Raw genomic sequence first — 22,793 nt, 5'->3', positions numbered from 1 at the left:
GCATGACGATCGAAATGCACCCGCAGCGTTGGGGCGACCCGGCCGCGGCCGAGGCCCTTCCCGACAGCGTCCGCGGACTCGTCGACGCCTTCGTCGGCACCCGCGACACCCCCGCGGCGACCGATGTCTCACTGCCGACCTCCGGCCTCGCCGAGGACCTGCTCGTGTCGCTTCGCGGCACAGTCGGGGACGACGCGGTCGTGACCGATGACGCAGCGCGACGGCTGCGCACACGCGGCAAGTCCACCCCGGACCTGCTCCGGGCCCGCACCGGGGACCTGACCGACGCTCCCGACGTGGTGGTCCGGCCGAGCTCCCACGAGGACGTCGTCGCGGTCCTGTCCTGGGCCGTGCAGCACCACGTCGCCGTGGTCCCGTTCGGTGGCGGTACCTGCGTGACGGGCGGGCTGGCCGCCCGGCGCGACGGCTACGCCGGTCTCATCAGCCTCGACCTGATCCGCCTCGACCGGCTGCTGTCGGTGGACACCGTGTCGATGACCGCGGTGCTGCAGCCCGGTATGCGCGGCCCGGCGGCAGAGGCCGCTCTGGCCGAGCACGGGCTGACCCTGGGCCACTTCCCCCAATCCTTCGAGTTCGCCTCGGTCGGAGGCTTCGCTGCGACCCGTTCGAGCGGGCAGTCCTCGGCCGGCTTCGGCCGATTCGACGACATGGTGGTCGGGCTTCGAGTGGCCACCCCGATCGGCGAGCTGGTAACAGGCTCCTCGCCGGCCAACGCCGCCGGCCCCGACCTGCGCCAGGTCGTGATGGGCTCCGAGGGCACCCTGGGCGTCATCACCGAGGTCACCGTGCGGGTGCGGCGATTGGCTGCCGAGAAGGTCTACGAGGCGTGGACCTTCCCGACCTTCGCCGAAGGCGCCGAGGCGATGCGACGGCTCGCCCAGGATCGGTTGCTACCTACCGTCATCCGCCTGTCGGACGAGGCCGAGACGATGGCCAACCTGGCCAGTCAAAAGGACATCGGCGGCGAGGGCGTCACCGGCTGTCTGATGATCGTGGGCCACGAGGGCGCGTCGGTCGCGGCCAGCCGAGCCCAGGTCACGGCCATCCTCGAGTCGCTCGGCGGCACCAACCTTGGCGAGGAGCGCGGTCAGGCGTGGGCGGCCGGCCGCTTCCATGCGCCGTACCTGCGCGACTCCATGCTCGACGTCGGTGTCCTGGTCGAGACCCTCGAGACAGCGACGTTCTGGTCCAACCGCGAGCGCCTCTACCAGTCGGTGAAGGATGCCCTGGAGGGCTCGCTGGGGGAGGGAACCCTCGTGCTGTGCCATATCTCCCACGTGTACGAGACCGGCTGCTCGCTGTACTTCACCGTCGCCACGAAGCAGGCCGAGGAACCGCTGGCCCAGTGGCTCGCCGCGAAGGCGGCCGCGTCCGACGCGATGATCGAGGTCGGCGCCACCATCACCCACCACCACGCGGTGGGCACCGACCACAAGCCGTGGCTCGCCCGAGAGATCGGACCGGTCGGCGTCGCGATGCTGCGCGGTCTCAAGGACGCGGTAGACCCCACGGGCGTGCTCAACCCGGGGGTCCTGATCCCGTGACCGACCAGGCCGTCCGCTCCTACTCGTTCCTGGTCAACCCGGTGTCCGGGGGCGGTGCAGCGGCCGCTGCGGTCGTACCGGTGGCCCGGATCCTGCGCGATGCCGGTGCGGAGGTCGAGGTCACCTACTCGACCGGCCCCCAAGCGACCGCGGATGTCGTCGAGGAGGCCGCGGGCAGGGGTGACGTGGTGGTGTCCGTCGGCGGCGACGGGATGCTGTCCTCGATCGCCGGTCGGGTCTCTGCTGTGGGCGCGACGCTCGGCATCATCCCGGCCGGACGCGGCAACGACTTCGCCCGGATGCTCGGCCTTCCCTCGGCGCCGGACGACCTGGCGAGAATGCTGCTCGAGGGCGTATCCACCCCGACGGACCTGCTGACCCTGCGTCTCGGCGACGCCGCTCCACGCGTCGTCGCAGGCTCGGTGTACGCCGGTGTCGATGCCGTCGCCGGTGAAGTCGTGGACAAGGTGCGCTGGCTGCCACGCAAGCTCCAGTATCCCTATGCCGCGGTCCACTCCCTGGTGACCTACAAGCCGGCCAGGGTTCACGTTGTCGTGGACGGGAGTGCCCGCGACTTCCTTGCCGCGACGGTGGTCGTCGCGAACTCCAAGTACTACGGATCAGGCATGAAGATCGCGCCCAGCGCGGAGGTCGATGATGGCCTCCTCGACGTCGTGGTCATCGAGGCAGCGAGCAGATGGGATCTGCTCCAGTCCCTGCCGAAGGTCTACGACGGGGCCCACGTCGAGCTCCCTGAGGTCCATGTGATGCGCGGACGGTCGGTGACGGTGAGTGGAACGCCATCGGTGCCGATGGGCGGTGACGGCGAGCTGCTGGGGCCCCTTCCACCTTCCGATCGTGCCGCGGCGCAGATCGACGTCCTTCCCGGCGCGCTCAACCTCATCCTCCCGAGGCGAGACCAGACCGAACTGGTCAGATTCGCGCAGCCCTGACGGTCGCTGAGGACGTGCCGGCCGATCAACGGCGTTGGAGGTCCGCCCCGGAGGTGGTCGGGGTGAGCCCTCGCCGGTCGAGCGCGCGGACTGCTCGTGCCAGCGTGCGGATCTGCCGGTCGAGCACCCGGACCGCGGGCCCGTGCGGAGCGGAGTGCTCGGAGAGCTGGATGCGGTCCTCCCTCATCTGGGTGTGGGCCCGGGTCAGTGCGGCATGGACCTGCGGGTCGGAGTCGAGGCCCTCGCGTTGCCGCACGAGCTCGGCAGCGACCAGGCGGATCGCGGTCAGCTCCACCGGATCGAGCCGCTCGGGCCGTCGTGGTCTCCGCGGCCGCAGCCACATCCGGTCGGCCCAGGTCGGTGCGATCGCCATCGATGCCTGCGTGAGTGCGCGTTGCAGGGTGCCGCCGTAACCGCTGTAGAGGCCGATCCACACAGCGAGGTCGTGCAGAGCATCTCGTCGAGCACGAGTGCTGATCACGCTGTCGTACGGCGCGACCGGGTTCGTCATCGCCACACCGAGCATCGGCATCAACGCCGTCGACTTGGACAGGGTCCGCAGCCGGGCCGGGTCGGGAGGCGTGCCGGTATCGGTCAGGCCGAAGCGGGAGGTGACGTCAGCGCGCACGGCCGCGAGCGCGCCGAGGAAGCGTTGCTGATGTTTGGCCGGAAGGTGCTCGGCAACGAAGTGACCGTAGGTCAGCAACAGGTAGGCGCCGAGCTCCGCGTCATCGACCTCCGGCTCGGGGAGCGAGACGGGAACGGACAGCTCGCGGGCGCGGCTGCCGAACATCGCTCGTCCCACGGCGCAGGCGACCGTGGTCGAGCCCAGGTAGTTCTCCATCGGGTGCCGCGCCCCGGGCAGCGCGATGTCGAGCACCCACGGGAACCGCGCCGAGATGCCCTGCAGGCCCGTCACCGGGTCGGATGCGCCCCAGATGTTGACCCACCAGGCGACCGTGGCCGGCGGCTCGCGCAACACCTCGAGACGGTCACTTCCCCGATGCACCGCGAGCAGCCCCGCCGGCGAGCCGACGGTGATCATGCCGACGACGTCGATCGACGTGGGCAGGCGGGTCAGCAGGTCGGCGGCGATGACCGTGCCCAGGCTGTGCGCCAGCACCACGATCGGCCCGGACCGGGGGAGGTCGGCCAGCACCCGGTGAAGCGTGTTCGCGCGGGTGGCGTCGTCCTCGAGGTAGCGCCGGGCCTGGGGCACGGCCCTCATCACGGCCGGGACGGTCTCCGCGGCCAACGGCATGCCCCTGCCGACGACGTGCGCGCCCAGGGCGCGCTCCAGCTCCGCGGTGGCCCGCTCCACTCGCCACCGGACCTCCTCGCGCTCGGTGTGCGACAGGGGAGCGATCGTCTGCGGCGGCAGAGGATGGTGCTCGTCGCTGGGATAGCGCAACGTGTTCGGGTACTTGGGGGCCCGGCAGTCGACGCCGTCGTACAGAGTCGGATAGCCCGCCTCGAGCAACGCGTCGCTCAGCACGTCGCGCCACGCATCGTCGTGCTCGGTCCCGATGCCGTGGAGGTAGACGAGGGTGGGTGTCATAGGACGCCCATCATGCCCACCATCACCGATGGGTGACGCGGCGGTCGGTGCGGCCCGGGCACGGCCGCGTCGACCCCGGACCCGATCTTCGGGGTCGACCTGCCCGCGTCGTAGGGTGGGTGGGCCAGTCGAACTCCATTCGTGGGGTCAGGGAACCCGGTGAGAATCCGGGACTGACGCGCAGCGGTGAGGGTGACGGGCGGAGCACGCCGAACGGCAGCCACTGGAGGTCACTCCGGGAAGGCGCTCCGCGCCGGAGGATCCCGAGTCCGAAGACCTGCTGGTGCTGGTGGCGACCGCCGCCAGGTCGTACGCGGGCCCCGCGCAAGGGTCCCTGGCCAGAAGGTAGCCGTGACAGCACACCGAGATCGGCGCGACCGGTGTCCGGGACTGCTGCGCCCGTGGCCCGCCGATGACGGGTTGCTGGTTCGGCTGCGGCTCGTCGGCGGACGGGTCCCCGCGGTGGCGCTCCGCTCGGTCGCGGAGGTTGCCGAGAGGTTCGGTGACGGGCACGTTCACCTCACGACCCGGGCGAACCTGCAGATCCGCGGGCTGCCGGTCGACCATGGCGCCGTACGGGCGGACGCGCTCGGTGCGATCGAGTCGACCGGGCTGGTCCCGACCCGGACGCACGAGCTCGTCCGGAACGTGATGGTCTCGCCGCAGACGGGCCTGGCCGGTGGCCGTGCCGATCTCCGGCCGGTCGCTGCCGAGCTCGACCGACTCCTGTGCGCCTCCCCGCGACTGGGCGACCTGCCGGGCCGCTTCCTCTTCGTGCTCGATGACGGCCGGGGCGACGTGCTCGACCGCAGCGGTGATCTCGGCCTGTGCGTGCTCGATGCCGACCTCGTCCAGCTCCGGGTGGGGACGGGCTGGGGGCCGCGCCTGCCGCTCCGCGACGCTGCCACGCGACTTGCCGATCTGGCCGGTCGCTTCCTCGACGCGCGGGGGACCGGACCGGCCGCGGCCTGGCACGTCGCCGAGCTCGTCGAGCCGCTGCTGGCGCCGGTCGACCGTGACCCGAGGGTGCCGGAGCCGACCGGTCCGCTCCGGTACGGCGAGGTCGGGGGCGGCGTCCACGTCGAGGCGCCCGGGGGTCGGCTCGACCGAGCGGCCGTCGAGCGGTACACCGCGGGCGTCGACACGGTGGTCGTCACGCCATGGCGCGGCCTGCTCATTCCCGAGGAGAGGACACCATGAAGCGTCCACGTCGCCACTACGACTACGTCGACGACGGCCCAGCGATCTACGTCGACTCCTTCGCCACCATCCGCCGCGAGGCCGACCTCTCGGGGGTGCCGCCGCAGGCGGAGAGGCTCGCCGTACGGATGATCCACGGCAGTGGGCAGGTCGACCTCGCCCAGGATCTGCTCGTCCACCCGCGGATGGTCGACGCCGCCCGAGCCGCGCTGGCCGCCGGTGCGCCGATCCTCTGTGACGCCACCATGGTCGCGACCGGCGTCACTCGCAGCCGACTGCCCGCGGACAACGACGTCGTCTGCCTCCTGGCTGACCCTCGCGTGCCCACGCTGGCGAGGGAGTGGGGGACCACGAGGACGGCCGCGGCCGTCTCGCTCTGGGAGCCCCGGCTCGAGGGCGCGGTCGTCGCCATCGGCAATGCCCCCACGGCACTGTTCCGCCTCCTTGAAGTGATCCTCGACGGCGGACCGCGGCCGGCGGCCGTCGTCGGCTGTCCGGTGGGGTTCATCGGCGCGGCCGAGTCGAAGCAGGCCCTTGTCGACCTGACGCGCGACCACGGCATCGACATCCCCTACGTCACCGTCCAGGGGCGTCGCGGCGGCTCGGCGATGACCTCATCGGCTCTCAATGCGCTGGCCCAGGAGGACGAATGACCGGCCGTTTCACCATCGTCGGGATCGGACCCGGCGACCCAGAGCTCCTTACGATCAAGGCTGCCCGCGTGATCGGCGAGGCTGCCGTCGTCGCCTACCACGCGGGCGTCGGGAGGAGTTCCCATGCGCGGCGGATCGCCGCCGCGTACTTCCCCGCGGACGTGATCGAGGAGGAGCTGCGCTACCCGGTCACGACCGGCACCACGGACCACCCCGGCGGGTACGTCGGCGCGATGGCGGACTTCTACGAGTCGTGCGCGGCCAGGCTCGCCGCCCACCTCGGCGCCGATCGCGACGTCGTCCTGCTGGCCGAGGGCGACCCGCTGTTCTACGGCTCCTCGATGTATCTCCACGACCGGTTCAAGGACGTCTACGACACCTCGGTCGTTCCCGGGGTGCCGGCCTTCTCGGCGGCGACGGCGGCGGTCTCGACCCCGCTGGTGCGGCAGACCGACGTGCTCACCGTCCTGCCCGGCACGCTTCCCGAGCCCGAGCTGGCCCGGCGGCTGGCAGATACCGACGCGGCCGTCATCATGAAGCTCGGTCGGCTGTTCCCGAGGGTTCGCTCGGCGTTGGCGCAGGCCGGGCGCCTGGACGGTGCCTGGTACGTCGAGCGGGCATCCCAGGCCGAGGAGCGGTGGCTGCCCGTCGCCGATGTCGATCCCGACTCGGTGCCGTACTTCTCGTTGATCGTCGTTCCCGGCGACACCGCGACCGGGTCGAGCATGACGCGGATGCGGTCCGTCCCGGCGCCGCCGACGGATGCGATCGTGAACGGGGCCCCTGCGGAGCTCCTCGTCGTCGGCCTCGGGCCCGGTCGCGACGAGTGGCTCACGCCCGAGGCCACCGAGGCGTTGGCAGGCGTCGACCACGTCGTCGGCTACGGACCGTACGTCGGCCGCGTACCGCAGCGCGCCGGCCTGACCCGGCACGCGAGTGGCAACACCGTCGAGCTGGACCGGGCCCGCGCAGCGCTCGACCTTGCCCGGGCGGGGGAGCGCGTCGCGGTCGTCTCCGGCGGAGACGCCGGGGTCTTCGGCATGGCGGCCGCGGTCTTCGAGGCGGCCGAGGCCTACCCGGACGTCGCCGTCCGGGTGCTGCCCGGTGTCAGCGCCGTCCAGGCGGTCGCGGCCCGGGCCGGTGCTCCGATCGGGGCCGACTTCGCCGTGGTCAGCCTGTCGGACCGCCTCAAGCCGTGGGCGCTCATCGAACGGCGGCTGCGGGCCGTCGCCGAGGCGGACCTGGTGCTCGCGATCTACAACCCCGCCTCACGCTCGCGCATGCAGCAGGTCGCCGTCGCCAGGAACGTGCTCCTGGAGCACCGCAAGCCCGACACCGTCGTGGTGGTGGGCCGTGACGTCGGACGAGCCGAGGAGTCGCTGACCATCACGACGCTGGCCGAGCTCGACCCCGCGACCATCGATATGAAGTGCCTGCTCATCGTGGGCGCCAGCTCGACCCGGGTCGCGGGCGGCCGGGTCTGGACGCCGCGTTCCACCGACGAGGCCCCCCGGTGACCGTGCACTTCGTCGGCGCCGGACCGGGTGCGGCCGACCTCCTCACCGTGCGAGCGACACGGCTGCTGGCGCAAGCAGACGTCGTCCTCTATCCGGGGACCTATCTCGACCCGGAGGTGTTGGCGCACTGCAGTCCCACCGCCGATCTCGTCGACACCCAGGATCTCGACCTCGCCCAGATCGTGGGGCACCTCGTCGCAGCCTCGCGCCGAGGCAGCACTGTGGTGCGGCTGACCTCCGGTGATCCCTCGGTCTACTCCGCACTGTCCGAGCAGGGCCGACGGCTGACCGAGGCCGGGGTGGCATGGGACGTCACGCCCGGCGTGCCGGCGTACGCCGCCGCGGCTGCGGTCATCGGGTCCGAGCTGACCGTCCCGCTCGTGTCCCAATCGGTGGTGCTCACGCGGACCCAGGCCCGGTCGAGCGCGATGGCCCGGACCGAGTCGCTCGAGGCGTTCGCGGCCACGCGCGCCACCCTGGTCCTGCACCTGGCCATCACGCGGGTCCGCGCGCTGATGACACAGATCGCGCCGCAGTACGGCGCCGACTGCCCGGTCGTGGTCGTGCACCGGGCGAGCCAGCCCGAGCAGTGCGTGCTGCGCGGCACGGTCGCGGACATCGCCGATGCCGTCGAGGACGCGGGACTGCGACGGGCCGCGGTCATCCTCGTCGGCCGTGCGCTGGCCAACGACGGCGGCGAGTCCTGGCTCTACGCCTCCCAACGCGATCGGAGCAGCAAGCACTGATGGACCTCTACGACGTCATCAACCGCCGCCGTGACACCCGGCGCGAGTTCACCGGCGCGGGCGTGGCGCCGGACGTCCTCACCCGGGTGCTGTCCGCAGCCCACGCAGCGCCCAGCGTGGGCCTCTCGCAGCCGTGGGACTTCGTGCTGGTCCGCGACCCCGCTCGGCTCGCGTCGTTCCACGACCACGTCGCGACCGAGCGCGAGGTCTTCGCAGCCAGCCTGAGCGGTGAGCGCGCCGAGACGTTCTCCCGGATCCGGATCGAGGGGATCCGCGAGTCCGGGCTCGGCGTCGTCGTCGGCTACGACCCGGACCGCGGCGGCCCGAACGTGCTGGGTCGCCACGCGATCGCCGACGCCGGCCTCTACTCGGTGGTGTGCGCCATCCAGAACCTCTGGCTCGCCGCCTCCGCCGAGGGCCTCGGCGTGGGCTGGGTCAGCTTCTACCGCGAGGAGTTCCTGCGCTACCTGGTCGCGATGCCCGAGCACATACGCCCCGTCGCCTGGCTGTGCGTCGGCGAGGTCGCGGAGCTGCCCGACGCACCCGACCTCGAGAGGTGCGGCTGGCGTCACCGCTCGCCGCTGGACAGCGTCGTCCACCAGGAGTCGTACGGTCGTCGGTCGATCGACATCAGCGCATCAGCGCCCATTGCGTGACGGTGCGCGCCGGCGCCCAGCCGGTGAACGACCCGATCGGGGCAACGGACTCGACGCCGAGGCGGGTCAGCTCGCCCCCGTGCTCCGCATAGAGCACGGCCAGGAGACGTTCGGTCTCCAACGTCACCCCATGGACCACCAGCCGGCCGCCGGGGCGCAGCGCGGCCATCGCCGAGTCGACCACCCCGGCCCGGGTCGCGCCGCCGCCGACGAAGACCGCGTCCGGCGCGGGGAGCCCGGCGAGTGCCTCGGGCGCCGTCCCGTGCACGACCTGGAGACCGGGCACGCCCAGGCGCGAGGCATTGCGGGTGATCCGGGCGACCCGCTCGGCGTCGGCCTCGACCGCGGTGGCGGTGCAGGTCGGATCGGCGCGCATCCACTCGATCGCGACCGACCCGGCACCGGCGCCGACGTCCCACAGGTGCTCTCCCGGGGCCGGCGCGATCCGGGCCAGGGCCGACGCCCGCAGGTCCCGCTTGGTGAGCTGGCCATCGTGTTCGAAGGCGTCGTCCGGTAGCCCGGCGACCCAGCCGCCCAGGTGCGGGCCCACGCAGTCGACGGCCACCACGTTGAGGCGGGGGAGATCGCCGTGGTCGTCGACCAGCCCGGCCGCGGCCCGAGGACCCACGACGGTCGACCGCTCGGACCCGAGGTCGCCGAGCACCGTGACCAGGGACCGCGCGTAGCCGGCGTCGACCAGGAGTCGCGCCACCTGGAACGGCGTGTGCTCGTCGGCGGAGAGTACGAGGATCCGGCGTCCGGGGGCGAGCTGGCGGCGTACCAGGGAGACGTCGCGGCCGACCACGCTCACGGTCGCGTGCGACTCCGCGGGCCAGCGCATCTCGGCGCGGGCCAGGGCCACCGAGGAGACCGCCGGGACGACGACGACCCGGTCCGGTCCCAGCGCGTCGACCAGCGTCGACCCGATGCCCGACACCATCGGGTCGCCCGACGCCAGCGCGACGACGGCGCCCTCGAGCCCGGCCAGCAGCTCGCGAAGACCGGCGCGCAGCGGGCGCGGCCAGGGGAGTCTGCGCTGGCCGGCCACCTCGGGCAACAGCGCCAGATGCCGCGGCCCACCCAGGACGACGCTCGCCCGGGACACGTGGTGACGCGACTCGTCGCTGAGGCCCGACCAGCCGTCGGCACCGATCCCGATGACAATGATGGTGGCTGCGGTGGACGGGTGCGGTGTTCCTGGCACGGAGCCTGACGCTATCGTGAGCGCCGACAGGCACGAGGTGCCCCAACGGCCCAACCGTCGGAAACGGCGGGGACGGCGGGCGGGGAGAATCTGGGAAGCCGGTGAGACTCCGGCACAGGCCCGCTGCGGTGAACCGAGCCCCCGACAGGGAGGGACTCGGCAAGTCCGAAGACCGGCCCCGCGCCCGACCAACCTGATTGGCGAATCGAGCGGGAGCCTCACATGCCGGTGCACTATCCCTTTTCCGCCGTCGTCGGCTGCGAGGCGGACGGGCTGGACGACATGGGCGTCGCCCTGGTCCTCACCACGATCTCGCCAGAGATCGGCGGCGTCCTGATCCGCGGCCAGAAGGGCACCGCCAAGTCCACGGCCGTGCGGGCGCTCGGTGCGAGCCTGCCGCCGCTGGTGGAGCTGCCGATCGGCGCCACCGAGGATCGCATCGTCGGCTCGATCCAGCTCGAGCAGGCCCTCGCCCACGGCAGGGTGGAGGTCGAGAAGGGCCTGCTGGCTCGTGCCGACGGCGGGGTCCTGTACGTCGACGAGGTCAACCTGCTGCACGATCACCTGGTCGACCTGCTCCTCGACGCCGCGGCGATGGGGCGGGTCACCGTGGAGCGCGACGGCATCTCGGTCGAGCACGCCGCCCGGTTCGTGCTCATCGGCACCATGAACCCTGAGGAGGGCGAGCTGCGTCCGCAGCTTCTCGACCGCTTCGGGCTCACCGTCGAGGTTGCCGCGCCCCGAGACCTGCAACGGCGCGCCGAGGTCGTCCGCCGTCGGATGGCGTACGACGCCGACCCGGTCGCCTTCGCGGCCCGCTACCGGGCCGCCGACGACGCGCTCATCGACCGGATCGAGACCGCGCGCGAGCGGCTCGCCAAGGTGCGGCTCACCGATCCGGGCCTGCTCACGATCGCCGAGGTCTGTGCCGCGTTCGAGGTCGACGGACTGCGCGCCGACATCGTCATGGCACGCACATCGGTGGCGCATGCGGCGTGGGCGGGTCGCGACGAGGTCACCAAGGCCGACATCCGGCGGGCCGCCCAGCTCGCGTTGCCCCACCGACGACGCCGCTCCCCGTTCGATGCGCCCGGCCTCGACGAGGAGCTCCTCGACCGCATCCTCGGCGACGACGAGCTGCCGCCCGAGCCGCCGGAGTCGGGCGGGCCACCCGAGGACGGCCCCCCGATGCCGCCGGACGGTGCGGGGTCGACCGCGCAGGCGGAGCAGACGGAGGAGGGCCGCAGCGACCAGAGCGAGCCGGCCGAGATCACCGACCGGCCCGAGCAGACCGAGGATGCGGAGACCCCGCCGCCCGACCCGAACGCGGACGGCCGACCGGTGCCGGCGCCGGCCGGTGCGGGCGGCACGACCGTGGCCGCGACCACGCCGTACCGCCCGAAGCTGCTCGACGTCGAGGGGCTCGGCGAGGGAGCCCCCGGTCGTCGCAGTCGAGCGATCTCCAGCAGCGGGCGGCGGATCGGCGCCCGCCAGACGGTGAGCCGGAACGGGTCGGTCCATCTGGTCGAGACCCTGCGCGCAGCCGCCGGCAAGCAGGCTGCCCGCGGCCGCACGACCGGTCGGGTCGAGCTGCGCGTCGAGGACGTCCGCACCGCCGTACGAGAGGGCCGCGAGGCCAACCTGGTGCTCTTCTGCGTCGACGCGTCCGGCTCGATGGCCGCGCGCAAGCGGATGACCGCGGTGAAGACCGCGATCCTGTCGCTCCTGCTCGACGCCTACCGGCGCCGCGACAAGGTCGGCCTGGTCACCTTCCGCGGTAGCGGCGCGGAGCTCACCCTGCCTCCCACCCGCTCGGTCGACATCGCCGCCGCACGCCTCGACGACCTCCCTGCAGGCGGACGCACGCCGCTGGCCGAGGGTCTCCTCGAGGCCGCCCGGGTGCTGCTGCGAGAGCGGCTGCGTGACCCGTCGCTGCGGCCGCTGCTCGTGGTCGTCACCGACGGCCGCGCCACCGGCGGCCCCGACGCGGTGATCCGGTCGCAGCGAGCGGCAGAGCACCTGTCCGGTCTCGGCATCGCCACGGTCGTCGTCGACGGGGAGAGCGGGCCGATGCGCCTGGGTCTCGCCGTTCGTCTTGCCGTGCTGTTGCGGGGCGAGCACCTGCCCCTTGCCGACGTCAGCGCGGAGACCCTGGCCACGACCGTGCGCAGCAGCACGAGGGGAGCAGCCTGATGCCGCAGGGGCAACCGCTGACCGTTCCGGACGACGGCCTGACCACGAGGCAGCGGCGCAACCGACCTCTGCTCATGGTGCACACCGGCGACGGCAAGGGGAAGTCGACGGCTGCCTTCGGGCTGGCGCTGCGGGCCTGGAACCAGGGCTGGAGCATCGGGGTCTTCCAGTTCGTGAAGTCCGCCAAGTGGCGCATCGGCGAGCAGACCGTCCTCGAGCGGCTGGGCCGCCTCCACGAGGAGACCGGCGAGGGCGGGTCGGTCGACTGGCAGAAGATGGGCTCCGGCTGGTCGTGGACCCGCAAGCAGGGCGAGGCGGAGGACCACGAGACCGCCGCCCGCGAGGGCTGGCGGGAGATCGAGAGCCGTCTCGTCCGACAGACCCACGACCTGTTGATCCTCGACGAGTTCACCTACGTCATGAAGTGGGGGTGGGTCGACGTCGACGAGGTCGTCGCGACCCTCGCGGACCGGCCCGGTCACCAGCACGTCGTGATCACCGGCCGGCATGCCGACCCGAGGCTGATCGAGGCCGCGGACCTGGTCACCGAGATGATCAAGGCCAAGCATCCGATGGACGTCGGTCAGAAGGGGCAGAAGGGCATCGAGTGGTAGCCCTTCCGCGCCTCGTCCTGGCAGCCCCGTCGACCGGCCAGGGCAAGACGACCGTCGCCACCGGGCTGATGGCGGCGCTGCGCTCCGCCGGGTACGTCGTGAGTGGACACAAGGTCGGACCTGACTACATCGATCCCGGCTACCACGCACTCGCCACCGGCCGCCCCGGTCGCAACCTCGATCCGCACCTGGTCGGCGAGGAGCGGATCGTGCCGCTCCTCCTGCACGGTGCGGCGGGGGCGGACCTGGCCGTCATCGAGGGCGTGATGGGCCTGTACGACGGCCGGCTCGGCACGGACGGGTTCTCCTCGACCGCGCACCTCGCCGTGCTGACCCAGTCGCCCGTGGTCCTGGTCCTCGACGTCGCGAAGCTCTCCCGATCCGCGGGCGCGATCGCAGCCGGGATGGCCGCCTACGACGACCGGATCCAGATCGCCGGGGTCATCCTCAACCGGACCGGCTCGGCGCCGAACCTCGCCGAGATCGTCCGTTCCATGGACCGTGCCGGGCTCCGAGTCCTCGGCGCCCTCCCCCGTGATGACGGGCTGTGCGCTCCTGCCCGCCACCTCGGCCTGGTGCCGGCGGACGAGCGCGAGGAGTCGGCACGGCTCGTCGCACACCTCGGCGAGCAGGTCGCGCGCCACCTCGATCTCGACGCACTGGTTGCCGTGGCCGGCAGCGCCGTGGATCTCGACGCCCTGCCCTGGGACCCGGCCCGCGAGGTCACGCCCGCGTCGGCCTCCCGCCCCGTGGTCGCCGTGGCGGGCGGTCGCGCCTTCACCTTCCGCTACCCGGAGACCGAGGAGCTGCTTTGTGCGGCAGGGTGCGAGGTGGTCACCTTCGACCCGCTCGTCGACCCCGCGCTTCCGGACGGCACGCAGGGGGTCTACCTCGGCGGCGGCTTCCCGGAGGTCTACGTCAACGAGCTTGCGGCCAACCGGGCCCTGCTGGACGACCTGCACGCTGCGGTCGTGACCGGCGTACCGACCGTGGCCGAGTGCGCTGGCCTGCTGTACCTGGCCGAGACGCTGCACGACGTGCCGATGGCCGGTGTGGTCCGGGCCGCGACGGCGATGTCCGACCGGCTCACGCTGCGCTACCCGGTGGCCACCGCCGCGTCGGACTCGCTGCTGACCCGGACGGGCGAGCAGGTCACCGGGCACGAGTTCCACCGGACCCGGGCGGTCCCGGCGGAGGGCGACCGGCCCGCGTGGCTGGTCGACGGAGAGGCGACCGGGTTCACCACGGACACCTGGCATGCGTCCTACCTGCACGTGCACTGGGCGGGACATCCGCACCTTGCCCAGCGGTTCGCCGACGCCGTCCACGCAGCGGTGCCGCACGGTCGCGCGCCAGCGCTGGTGGAGCGCCGCCGCGCCTCGGCTGCTGCCGTCGCGGGGCCGCCCGACCCGCTGCGCCACCACGGCGACCGCGAGACCGCGGAGGGGCTTCTCGACTTCGCCGTCAACGTGTACGCCGGCGAACGGCCGCGGTGGCTCCTCGACGCGCTGTACGGCGGCGTCGACGGCTCGACGGCGTACCCGGATCCCGAGCCGGCCCGACTGGCGATCGCCGAGCAGCACCGCCGGCGGCCCGACGAGGTGCTGCCGACCGCCGGCGCGGCTGAGGCCTTCGCCCTGGTCGCCAGGTTGCGACCCTGGCGCCGGCCCGTCGTCGTGCACCCCCAGTTCACCGAGCCGCACGTCGCCCTCGATCAGGCCGGGTGTCGGGTGACCACCGTGCTGTGCCGCCCTGAGGACGGCTTCGGCCTGGATCCCCTCGCAGTCCCGGAGGAGGCCGACCTCGTCGTGATCGGCAACCCGACCAACCCCACCGGGGTCCTGCACCCGGCCGCGCTGATCCGCGGACTGCGCCGGCGCGGTCGCCTGGTGGTCGTCGACGAGGCGTTCATGGACGCCGTCCCCGACGAGCGCGAGTCCCTGGTCGGTGAGCGGCTGGACGGGCTGGTCGTCGTCCGCAGCCTCACCAAGCACTGGTCCATCCCGGGCGTCCGGGTCGGGTACGTCGTCGGTGAGTCCTCCGTCGTCGATGAGCTGTCGGCGCGGCAGACGCCATGGTCGGTCTCGGCCCCGGCGATCGCGGCCATCGTGGCGTGCTCGGGCGGCGCTGCTGTCTCGGAGTCCCGCCGTCGGGCCGTCGACCTCGCCCGCTGGCGCGACGACCTCCAGAATGGTCTGCGCCGGCGGGGGATCGTCCAGGTGCCGTCGGCCGCGCCGTTCGTGCTGGCCAGGGTCGGCGCGGGTGCCCACGCGGCGCTGCGTGCCCAGGGCGTCGCGGTACGCCGGGCCGACACCTTCCCCGGCCTGGATGACTCCTGGGTCCGCATCGCTGCTCGTCCGCCCGCCCGGACCGCCGACCTGTTCGCCGCGCTCGACCGGATCCGTCTCCCATTACCCGCCCACTGATACAGGAATGCCGATGCCCTACGTCTCCGCTCCCTCCGACATCGCCCGCGCGCACGCCACCAAGAGGCTCGCCGCCCTCGCCACGCCACCCGGCGCCCTGGGCAGGCTCGGCGAGCTCGGCGTGTGGGTCGCCAGCTGCCAGGGCCAGGTGCCTCCCAGCCCCATCGACAACGTCCGCCTGGTGATCTTCGCCGGGGACCACGGCGTGGCCGCCCACGGCGTCTCGGCGTTCCCTCCCGCGATCACCGGTGCGATGGTCCGTACCTTCGTGGCCGGCAGGGCCGGCGTCAGCGCGCTGGCTGCGGCGCACGGCATCGCCGTACGGGTGCTGGACCTCGGGGTCGACGAGGACTTCGCGGACCTCGACGAGGTGACCCGGGCGGCGCTGATGGAGCACAAGGTCCGCCGGGGGAGCGGCGCGATCCATCTCGAGGATGCGCTGAGCGTCGACGAGACGGCCGCGGCACTGGCAGCGGGCGCGCGGGTCGCACGCGAGGAGATCGCCGCGGGTGCTCAGCTGCTGCTCAGCGGCGACATGGGCATCGGCAACACCACGCCCGCGGCAGCGCTCGTGGCGGCGGCCCTCGGGGTTCCGGCGTCCGAGGTCGTGGGCCGTGGCACCGGCATCGACGCCGCCGGACTGCTGCGCAAAGCGGAGGTGATCGACGCGGCGCTGGCTCGGACGGGCACGCGGATCGCTGACCCGATCGAGACCCTGACCGCGCTGGGCAGCGCCGACCTCGCTGCGGCGACCGGCTACCTGCTGGCCGCGGCGCAGGACGGCGTGCCCGTCCTGCTCGACGGCCTGATGAGCGTCGCGTGCGCGTTGACCGCCGACCGCATCGAGCCCGGTGCCGTCGCGTGGTACGCCGCCGGCCATCGCTCCACCGAGCCGGCGCAGAGCCTTGCGCTGGCGAAGATGGGACGAGAGCCCCTGCTCGACCTGGGGCTGCGGCTCGGTGAGGGATCCGGCGCGGTCGCCGCGGTGCCCGTCGTGCGCAGTGCGGTGGCACTGCTCCGTGACGTCGCCCTGCTGTCCGAACTCATGCCCTGATGCTGCGCGATGCCTGGAGGCTGTCGCTGGGAACGCTGACCGCGGTGCCGGTCAGGTCGCCGATCCTCGTCGACCGACGTCGCGCCGGCGTCGCCATGGTGCTGGCGCCGGTGGCCGCGATGCCACTCGGGATCGCTCTGGTCCTGGTCCTGGTCGTCGCGCACGACCTCGGCCTGCCGCCGCTGGTGTCGTCCCTGCTGGGCATCGGCGCTGCGGTCGTCGGCAACCGGGCCTTCCACCTCGACGGCCTGGCCGACACGGTCGACGGGATGGCGGCCTCCTACGACCGCGACCGGTCGCTTGCGGTGATGAAGTCCGGCACCTCCGGTCCCGCCGGCGTGGCCGCGATCGTCCTGGTCGTCGGCCTCCAGGTGTCCGCGCTGTCGAGCATGGTGTCGGCGTCCCAGCCGCTGCGTGCCGGCGTCCTCGCCGGCGTCGCGTTCTGCGTCTCCCGGGCCGCGTTGACGGTGTGCTGCCTGCGCGGGGTGCCGTCGGCACGTCCCGGTGGCCTGGGCGACACCTACACCCAGTCGGTCCCGCGCGCGGCAGCCGCGCTGGTGTGGGTCCTTGGCACCGCCGTCGTGTCGGTGGCGGCCTCATGGGCAGGGCTGGCGTGGTGGCGCGGAGCGGTCGGGGCGCTGCTGGCGCTCGCCGTGGCGTCGCTGGTGGTCGACCGGGCCGTCCGCCGCTTCGGCGGCGTCACGGGTGACGTCTTCGGGGCGAGCATCGAGCTCGCTCTCGCGACGCTGCTGGTGGCGCTGGCATGAGGGCCCGTGCGCTCGGCCTGGCGCTCGGCTATGCCGCGGACCGGCTGCTGGGAGACCCTGCCCGCCTCCACCCGGTGGCCGGCTTCGGTACGACGGCTGCGGCGGTCGAGCGGCGCCTGTACGCCGACTCCCGCGCCCGTGGCCTGGTCCACACGGCCGTCCTCGCCGGGGGAGCGGTCGCCCTCGGGGCGGGTGCGCAGCGACTCGCCGGCCATCCGGCGGCACGCGTGCTCGTCACTGCCGTGGCCACCTGGGTCGTGCTGGGCGGCAGGTCCTTGGAGGGTGAGGCGGTTGCGGTCGGGCGGCTCCTCGAGGGCGACGACCTCGTCGCGGCGCGGCAACGGCTGACCCATCTGGTCGGACGCGACACCCGTCGCCTCGGGCCCACGGAGATCTCGCGGGCGGTGGTCGAGTCCGTCGCGGAGAACACCTCCGACGCGGTCGTCGCACCCCTGGTGTGGGGGGCCGTCGCCGGCGTACCCGGTCTGCTCGGACACCGCGCGACCAACACCCTCGACGCGATGGTCGGCCACCGCAACGACCGCTACCAGCGCTACGGCTGGGCGTCGGCACGGCTCGACGACCTGGTCAACCTGCCTGCCTCCCGTCTGACCGCTCTCCTGGCCGTCGCCCTCGGCGGCGACCCCCACGCCGCATGGCGTGCCTGGCACCGCGACGCCGCAGGGCATCCCAGCCCCAACGCCGGCGTCGTCGAGGCGTCCTTCGCCGGTGCCCTCGGCGTCCGCCTGGGCGGCACGAACACGTACGACGGCGGCCGGATCGAGCATCGGCCCGTGACGAGCTCGGGGCGCCCGGCGCAGGCGGCGGACATCAGTCGGGCCACGGTGCTCGCTCGTCGGGTCGGCCACGGTGCCGCGCTGGCGGCGGTGGCGTTCGCGTGCTCGACCCGGCGTGCTCAGTCCTCGGCCGGCCGGGCCGCGTCGACGTGGTCCCACCGGTCGTCGACCCGGGCGATGTTCCAGTAGGCGATCGCGGCGGCCCACGTGAGGACGAACAGCCCCACGATGATGAAGCCCACGTTGTTGAGGTTGAGCTCGGTGATCCGGTCGGTGACCGGGTTGACCCAGCCGGCGTGGTCGTGGAGGACGCTGACGATCTCGATGGTTCCGATGAGCAGCGCGACGGTGACGGAGAGCGCGGTGATCGCCAGGTTGTAGTAGACCTTGCGCACGGGCTTCAGGAACGCCCAGTCGTAGGCGACGCTCATCAGCAGCCCGTCGAGGAAGTCCAGCAGGCTCATTCCCGCCGCGAACAACAGCGGCAGCACCAAGATCGCGTACCACGGCACCCCGGCGGCAGCCCCGGACCCGGCCAGCACCAGCAGCGCGACCTCGGTGGCGGTGTCGAACCCGAGCCCGAACAGCACACCGACCGGATACATCTGCCACGGTCGCCGGGTCGCCCGGGTCAGCCCGTTGAGGAAGCGGGCGACGAAGCCGCGGCTCTGCAGGTGCTCCTCGAGCCGGTCCTCGTCGAACTGCCCGTGGCGAAGGCCTTGCCAGACGCGCCAGATGCCGACCAGTGCGAACACGTTGAGGATGCCGATGAGGCAGAGGAAGGCGCCCGAGCTGAGGGTGCTGACCACGCCCATCGCCTCGTGCACAGGCGAGCGGTCGTCGACCAGGGTGTTGGCGGCGTGGGCGCCGAGGGCCACGAGAGCGGCGAGGAGGAAGACCACGCTCGAGTGCCCCATCGCGAACCAGAAGCCCACCGACGTGGGCCGCAGGCCGTCGTTGCGCAGCTTGCGGGTGGTGTTGTCGATCGCCGCGATGTGGTCGGCGTCGAAGGCGTGCCGCAGTCCGAAGGTGTAGGCCGTCACTCCGAGGCCGACGCTGAACACCTCGGTGCCCAGACCGTAGTGGTGCGGGGCGACCACGAGGACCAGGACCCCGAAGCCGATCACGTGCATCAGCACGATGAAGGCCAGCAGCGCGCCTGCTCCGAGCCAGTCCTTCGCGCTCCACGTGGTCATGGCTCGCCGCGGGTCCTCGTCGCGGCTGGTGCCGACAGACGCGGTGGAAGCAGAGGGCGACATCGCCATCCTCCTCGGGACGGTCACAACGGCGACCCAGGGGAGGCGACCGGGCTCATCCCCGCTCGCTGGCGCGAGGGGGCATCACCGTTGCGGGACAGCGCCGGGATCTCACCGGCTTCGCTCCGTCTGGACCACCCGGTCAGCGACCGGGCAGGCCGAACCTACCGGGTGTCTGGCCCTCACAGCGTCAGCACGCGCCCGGCGACCACCAGGTGGACCTGGTCGCAGGCGGTGGCCACCTGCTGGTTGACCAGGCCGAGCAGGTCGCGGAAGAGCCGGCCGGAGCGATGGTCAGGGACGACGCCGAGGCCGACCTCGTTGGTCACCAGGACGACGTCGTCACGGTCCTCGAGTGCGGTCACGGCGTCAGCCAGCAGCGCGGTCACGATCTGCGTGATCGTCGCGCTCGACTCGTCCCACAGGCCGCGCTCGTCGAGGGTGCCGGCCAGCCAGGTGCCCAGGCAGTCCACCAGGATCGGGCCGTCGACGCTGAGCGCGGCGGCGAGGTCACGGGTCTCCAGCGTGGTCCAGCCCCGTGGGCGGGAGACCCGATGCGCGGCGATCCGTGCCGCCCAGTCCGGGTCGGGGTCCTCGGCGGTCGTGGGCCCGGGCGCGACATAGGTGACCGCGTCGAAGCCGGAGAGCAGTGACTCCGCGTGGCGGGACTTGCCGGAGCGGGCTCCTCCGGTGACCAGCACCCTCACGCCAGGCCCCTGACCCACTCGAACGCCGCGTGGGCGTCGTGGACGGTGGTCACGCGAGGCGAGGGTACGGCGCGCCGGACCATGACGACGGCCACCCCGAGCGTCGCCGCGGCCTCCAACTTGGGGCGGGTGTAGCTGCCGCCCGAGTCCTTGGTCACGAGCACGTCGGCCCGGTGGCCGCGCAGCAGGTCGAACTCTCCGTCCAGCGTGTAGGGACCGCGGCTCGTCAACAGCGTCCACCTCTCGGGCGGGACGACCTCAGGGACGTCCACGACGCGGGCGAGCACGGGGTGTGTGCCGAGGTGCGGCACGAACCGGGCGAGCTCCGTGCGGCCGACGGTGAGGACCGGCCGCGCCCCGAGACCGGCGGCGGTCTCGGCGGCCTGCTCATGGGTGTCGACCAGGTGCCACGCCGGGTCCGGCTCCCAGCCCGGCCGCTCCAGCCGCAGCATGGGTACGCCGTCGGTCAGGCAGGCGTCCTCTGCGTTGGCGCTCATGCCCCGTGCGAAGGGGTGGGTGGCGTCGACGAGCGCGTCGAACTCCCGGAGCGTGGTCCGCAGCCCCTGCACGCCGCCGAAGCCGCCGATGCGCACCCTCCCCACCGGGAGTCGAGGGTCGGCCACCCGGCCGGCGAGCGACGAGGTCACGTCGATGCCCTGGGCGACCAGCAGCGCCGCCAGCTGGCGCGCCTCGGAGGTGCCGCCGAGCAGGAGGAGCCTCACCGGACGCCGCCCGGGGGCAGGACGGGCACCGTCGGCACGCCGTCGCGAGCCAGGGTGAGCAGGGAGTCGACGTCGAGATGGCCCTCGACCAGGTCACCGAGCCGGTCGAGCCTCGCCTCTCGGGCGGCAGCGAACCTGATGGTGGACGGCGGCCGCCCCAGCATCTCGCCCAGCAGCGCGCCGCGCAGCTCGTCGCCCTCGAGGCTGCCGTGCCACATCGTGCCGAACACCGTGCCGGTGCGCATCCCACCGAGGAAGTCCTCGCCGTTGCCGCGGGTGATCCGTCCGTGGTGGATCTCGTAGCCGCTCGCGGGGGCGCCGAGGGCCTCGCCGACGGGGAGACCCAACGTCTTCTCGGCGACGAAGTCGGTGCGTACGTCGAGCAGCCCGAGGCCGTCGACCTCGGCGCCGGGGCTGCCTTCCACCCCCGAGGGGTCGGCGATCGTGCGCCCGAGCATCTGGAAGCCTCCGCACACGCCCAGCAGCGGCTTTCCGCGGCGGACGTGCTCGACGATCGCGGCATCGAGCCCGCGGTCGCGCAGCCAGGCGAGGTCGGCCAGAGTGGAGCGGGTGCCCGGCAGGACGAGGAGGTCGGCGTCGGTCAGCTCGCGCGGGTCGGAGACGAAGACGACGTCGAGGTCGGGCTCGAGGCCGAGCGCGTCGACGTCGGTGAAGTTGCTGATCCGCGGGAGCCGGACCACGGCCACCCGATGTCTCGCGCCGGTCGCCGCGCGCCGGCTCCCCGGGTCGAGTCCGTCCTCGGAATCGAGCCACAAGGTGGGGTCCCAGGGCAGCACGCCGTACACCTGCCGGCCGGTGAGGCGCTCCAGCGACCTCAGGCCGGGCGAGAGCAGGTCGGCATCACCGCGGAACTTGTTGACCACGAAGCCGGCCACCAGCGACTGGTCGGCGGCGTCGAGCAGGGCGACCGTGCCGTACATCGCCGCGAACACGCCGCCACGGTCGATGTCGCCGACCACGATCGTGGGCAGTCCGGCGTGGCGCGCGAGCCCCATGTTCACGTAGTCGCCCGCGCGCAGGTTGATCTCAGTCGGACTGCCGGCGCCCTCGGCCACGATCAGCTCGAAGCGGGTCGCCAGATCGTCGTACGCCGCGTGTGCGGTCCGAGCGAGCTGGCGGCGCCCCGTCTGCCAGTCGGCCGAGGAGACCTCGCCGGCAGGATGACCGAGCAGGACGACGTGGCTGCGGCGATCGCTGCCGGGCTTGAGCAGGACGGGGTTCATCGCCGGCTCCGGCCTGACCCGGGCGGCCAGCGCCTGCACCCACTGGGCGCGCCCGATCTCGGCGGTGCTCCCGTCCGCGGCGACACAGACCATCGAGTTGTTGGACATGTTCTGGGCCTTGTACGGCGCCACCGCCACACCGCGCCGCGCGAAGGCCCGGCACAGGCCGGTCGTCACGGCGCTCTTCCCGGCGTCGGAGGTGGTGCCGGCGACCAGCAGTCCACTCACCCGGGGCCCCGCAGCAGATAGATGTCCATGACCCAGCCCGCCGCGGCCCTCGCCCGCGCCCGTGCCGCCGCCAGTTCCCCCAGCCTGTCGCCGACGCGGCCGGCCACGAGCTCCTCGGAGTCGGTGCCGAGGTTCGCCCCCCACCAGATCGACCAGTCCTCCAGCCCGTCGAGCGCGAGGGCGCCCCCGAGCATCACGACGAGGTTGGTCTGGCCGGCTGCGATGTCCTCGCGCAGCCGGCGGGCAGTGGTGAGGTGCACGGGCCGGCCGACCTCGTGGAGCACGACGCGGTGACGCGCGGCGAGGACCTGCGGGGCACTGATGCCCGGGACGACGTCCCAGTCGAGGTCGTTCCGGGCGGCGAGCCGTTCGACGACACGGATCGCGGAGTCGTAGAGCGACGGGTCGCCCCAGACCAGGAGCCCGGCCGTGCCACCACGTTCGCGCAGGACGGACTCGTAGGACCGGACGCGAGCCTCGTGCCAGTCCCGGACGGCGTCGGCGTAGTGGGCCGGGCCGTTGCCGGGCACGGTGTCTCGGTCGCGCTGGGGGTCGTCGAACTCCACCAGCGGGACGCCGTACTGCTCGCAGACGGCGCGGCGCACCTCCAACAGGCGGTCGTCGACCCGCTTCCGGGCGGCCACCACGTAGTCGCACGACCGCAGCTCCCCGGCCACCTCGGGGGTCACGTGCTGCGGACCCATCCCGATCCCGAGGACCTTGACTCTCACGT

The 22,793-nt window shown here is 72.9% G+C and carries 20 protein-coding genes and 2 riboswitches; of the genes, 13 read left to right on the top strand and 7 right to left on the bottom strand.

The features are described from left to right. The first annotated feature begins 2 nt into the window (after window positions 1-2). Window positions 3-1,565 carry an FAD-binding oxidoreductase gene (locus Q9R13_RS10820; RefSeq protein ID WP_310961192.1) on the top strand — a complete coding sequence of 521 codons (1,563 nt, stop codon included), beginning with the start codon at window positions 3-5 and terminating at the stop codon, window positions 1,563-1,565. Next, the gene (locus Q9R13_RS10815) at window positions 1,562-2,518 is read left to right on the top strand and encodes a diacylglycerol/lipid kinase family protein (protein ID WP_310961191.1); all 957 of its coding nucleotides are present in this window, start codon (window positions 1,562-1,564) and stop codon (window positions 2,516-2,518) included. The genes Q9R13_RS10820 and Q9R13_RS10815 overlap by 4 nt, the downstream gene beginning before the upstream one ends. Window positions 2,519-2,543: 25 nt before the next feature. On the opposite strand, the gene Q9R13_RS10810 is transcribed toward Q9R13_RS10815, so the two are convergent. After that, complete coding sequence (locus tag Q9R13_RS10810; RefSeq protein WP_310961190.1) at window positions 2,544-4,076, bottom strand: hypothetical protein; 1,533 nt, start codon at window positions 4,074-4,076, stop codon at window positions 2,544-2,546. A 108-nt stretch (window positions 4,077-4,184) separates the two neighbouring features. After that, a riboswitch (cobalamin riboswitch) is annotated at window positions 4,185-4,375 on the top strand. Window positions 4,376-4,427: 52 nt separating this feature from the next. On the opposite strand from Q9R13_RS10810, the gene Q9R13_RS10805 reads away from it, so the two are divergent. From Q9R13_RS10805 to bluB, 5 genes are read left to right on the top strand one after another with little or no spacing between them, the layout of a single operon-like run. Continuing rightward, window positions 4,428-5,276: a nitrite reductase gene (locus Q9R13_RS10805; RefSeq protein WP_310961189.1), complete on the top strand. Its 849-nt coding sequence runs from the start codon at window positions 4,428-4,430 to the stop codon at window positions 5,274-5,276. Continuing rightward, the gene (locus tag Q9R13_RS10800; RefSeq protein ID WP_310961188.1) at window positions 5,273-5,929 is read left to right on the top strand and encodes a precorrin-8X methylmutase; all 657 of its coding nucleotides are present in this window, start codon (window positions 5,273-5,275) and stop codon (window positions 5,927-5,929) included. Before Q9R13_RS10805 ends, Q9R13_RS10800 begins: the two co-directional genes overlap by 4 nt. Then, on the top strand, window positions 5,926-7,446 hold the full coding sequence (cobJ, locus tag Q9R13_RS10795; protein WP_310961187.1) for a precorrin-3B C(17)-methyltransferase: 1,521 nt from the start codon (window positions 5,926-5,928) through the stop codon (window positions 7,444-7,446). The genes Q9R13_RS10800 and cobJ overlap by 4 nt, the downstream gene beginning before the upstream one ends. Then, the gene (locus Q9R13_RS10790; protein ID WP_310961186.1) at window positions 7,443-8,192 is read left to right on the top strand and encodes a cobalt-precorrin-4/precorrin-4 C(11)-methyltransferase; all 750 of its coding nucleotides are present in this window, start codon (window positions 7,443-7,445) and stop codon (window positions 8,190-8,192) included. The genes cobJ and Q9R13_RS10790 overlap by 4 nt, the downstream gene beginning before the upstream one ends. After that, window positions 8,192-8,848, top strand: a complete 657-nt coding sequence (gene bluB / locus Q9R13_RS10785; protein ID WP_310961185.1) for a 5,6-dimethylbenzimidazole synthase — start codon at window positions 8,192-8,194, stop codon at window positions 8,846-8,848. Before Q9R13_RS10790 ends, bluB begins: the two co-directional genes overlap by 1 nt. Here bluB and cbiE read toward each other — a convergent pair. Beyond that, window positions 8,823-10,052, bottom strand: a complete 1,230-nt coding sequence (gene cbiE / locus Q9R13_RS10780; RefSeq protein ID WP_310961184.1) for a precorrin-6y C5,15-methyltransferase (decarboxylating) subunit CbiE — start codon at window positions 10,050-10,052, stop codon at window positions 8,823-8,825. The two genes, bluB and cbiE, sit on opposite strands and share 26 nt — an antisense overlap. Before the next feature lie 92 nt (window positions 10,053-10,144). Beyond that, window positions 10,145-10,226: riboswitch (cobalamin riboswitch) on the top strand. A gap of 48 nt (window positions 10,227-10,274) precedes the next feature. On the opposite strand from cbiE, the gene Q9R13_RS10775 reads away from it, so the two are divergent. Genes Q9R13_RS10775 through Q9R13_RS10750 form a run of 6 tightly spaced genes read left to right on the top strand, consistent with a single transcriptional unit; the run spans window position 10,275 to window position 18,092 of the window. After that, entirely contained in the window at window positions 10,275-12,245 is a 1,971-nt protein-coding gene (locus Q9R13_RS10775) for a VWA domain-containing protein (RefSeq protein ID WP_310961183.1), read from the top strand. Continuing rightward, window positions 12,245-12,859: a cob(I)yrinic acid a,c-diamide adenosyltransferase gene (gene cobO, locus Q9R13_RS10770; RefSeq protein ID WP_310961182.1), complete on the top strand. Its 615-nt coding sequence runs from the start codon at window positions 12,245-12,247 to the stop codon at window positions 12,857-12,859. Before Q9R13_RS10775 ends, cobO begins: the two co-directional genes overlap by 1 nt. Continuing rightward, window positions 12,853-15,285, top strand: coding sequence for a cobyrinate a,c-diamide synthase (locus Q9R13_RS10765; protein ID WP_310961181.1), 2,433 nt, complete (start codon window positions 12,853-12,855; stop codon window positions 15,283-15,285). Before cobO ends, Q9R13_RS10765 begins: the two co-directional genes overlap by 7 nt. Before the next feature lie 13 nt (window positions 15,286-15,298). After that, the gene (gene cobT / locus Q9R13_RS10760) at window positions 15,299-16,339 is read left to right on the top strand and encodes a nicotinate-nucleotide--dimethylbenzimidazole phosphoribosyltransferase (protein WP_310961180.1); all 1,041 of its coding nucleotides are present in this window, start codon (window positions 15,299-15,301) and stop codon (window positions 16,337-16,339) included. Next, complete coding sequence (locus Q9R13_RS10755) at window positions 16,339-17,106, top strand: adenosylcobinamide-GDP ribazoletransferase (protein ID WP_310961179.1); 768 nt, start codon at window positions 16,339-16,341, stop codon at window positions 17,104-17,106. The genes cobT and Q9R13_RS10755 overlap by 1 nt, the downstream gene beginning before the upstream one ends. Beyond that, a complete protein-coding gene (locus Q9R13_RS10750) occupies window positions 17,103-18,092 on the top strand; it encodes a cobalamin biosynthesis protein (protein WP_310961178.1) in 990 nt (329 codons plus the stop codon). The genes Q9R13_RS10755 and Q9R13_RS10750 overlap by 4 nt, the downstream gene beginning before the upstream one ends. On the opposite strand, the gene nicT is transcribed toward Q9R13_RS10750, so the two are convergent. The 5 genes from nicT to cobF form a co-directional block, all read right to left on the bottom strand. After that, complete coding sequence (gene nicT, locus Q9R13_RS10745; RefSeq protein WP_310961177.1) at window positions 18,023-19,162, bottom strand: Nickel transporter NicT; 1,140 nt, start codon at window positions 19,160-19,162, stop codon at window positions 18,023-18,025. The genes Q9R13_RS10750 and nicT overlap by 70 nt on opposite strands. Before the next feature lie 179 nt (window positions 19,163-19,341). Then, window positions 19,342-19,866: a bifunctional adenosylcobinamide kinase/adenosylcobinamide-phosphate guanylyltransferase gene (locus Q9R13_RS10740; protein ID WP_310961176.1), complete on the bottom strand. Its 525-nt coding sequence runs from the start codon at window positions 19,864-19,866 to the stop codon at window positions 19,342-19,344. Further along, window positions 19,863-20,588 (bottom strand): cobalt-precorrin-6A reductase, encoded by a 726-nt coding sequence (locus Q9R13_RS10735; RefSeq protein WP_310961175.1) that lies wholly within the window; start codon window positions 20,586-20,588, stop codon window positions 19,863-19,865. Before Q9R13_RS10735 ends, Q9R13_RS10740 begins: the two co-directional genes overlap by 4 nt. Beyond that, window positions 20,585-22,060: a cobyric acid synthase gene (locus tag Q9R13_RS10730; protein ID WP_310961174.1), complete on the bottom strand. Its 1,476-nt coding sequence runs from the start codon at window positions 22,058-22,060 to the stop codon at window positions 20,585-20,587. The genes Q9R13_RS10735 and Q9R13_RS10730 overlap by 4 nt, the downstream gene beginning before the upstream one ends. After that, the gene (gene cobF / locus Q9R13_RS10725) at window positions 22,057-22,791 is read right to left on the bottom strand and encodes a precorrin-6A synthase (deacetylating) (RefSeq protein WP_310961173.1); all 735 of its coding nucleotides are present in this window, start codon (window positions 22,789-22,791) and stop codon (window positions 22,057-22,059) included. The genes Q9R13_RS10730 and cobF overlap by 4 nt, the downstream gene beginning before the upstream one ends. Window positions 22,792-22,793: the final 2 nt, after the last annotated feature.

Origin of the sequence: Nocardioides marmorisolisilvae, assembly GCF_031656915.1 — a bacterium.
Classification (GTDB): Bacteria; Actinomycetota; Actinomycetes; order Propionibacteriales; family Nocardioidaceae; genus Marmoricola; species Marmoricola terrisoli.
Note: the sequence above shows the minus strand (reverse complement) of the source record. Positions and strands in the feature narration are given on the sequence as shown.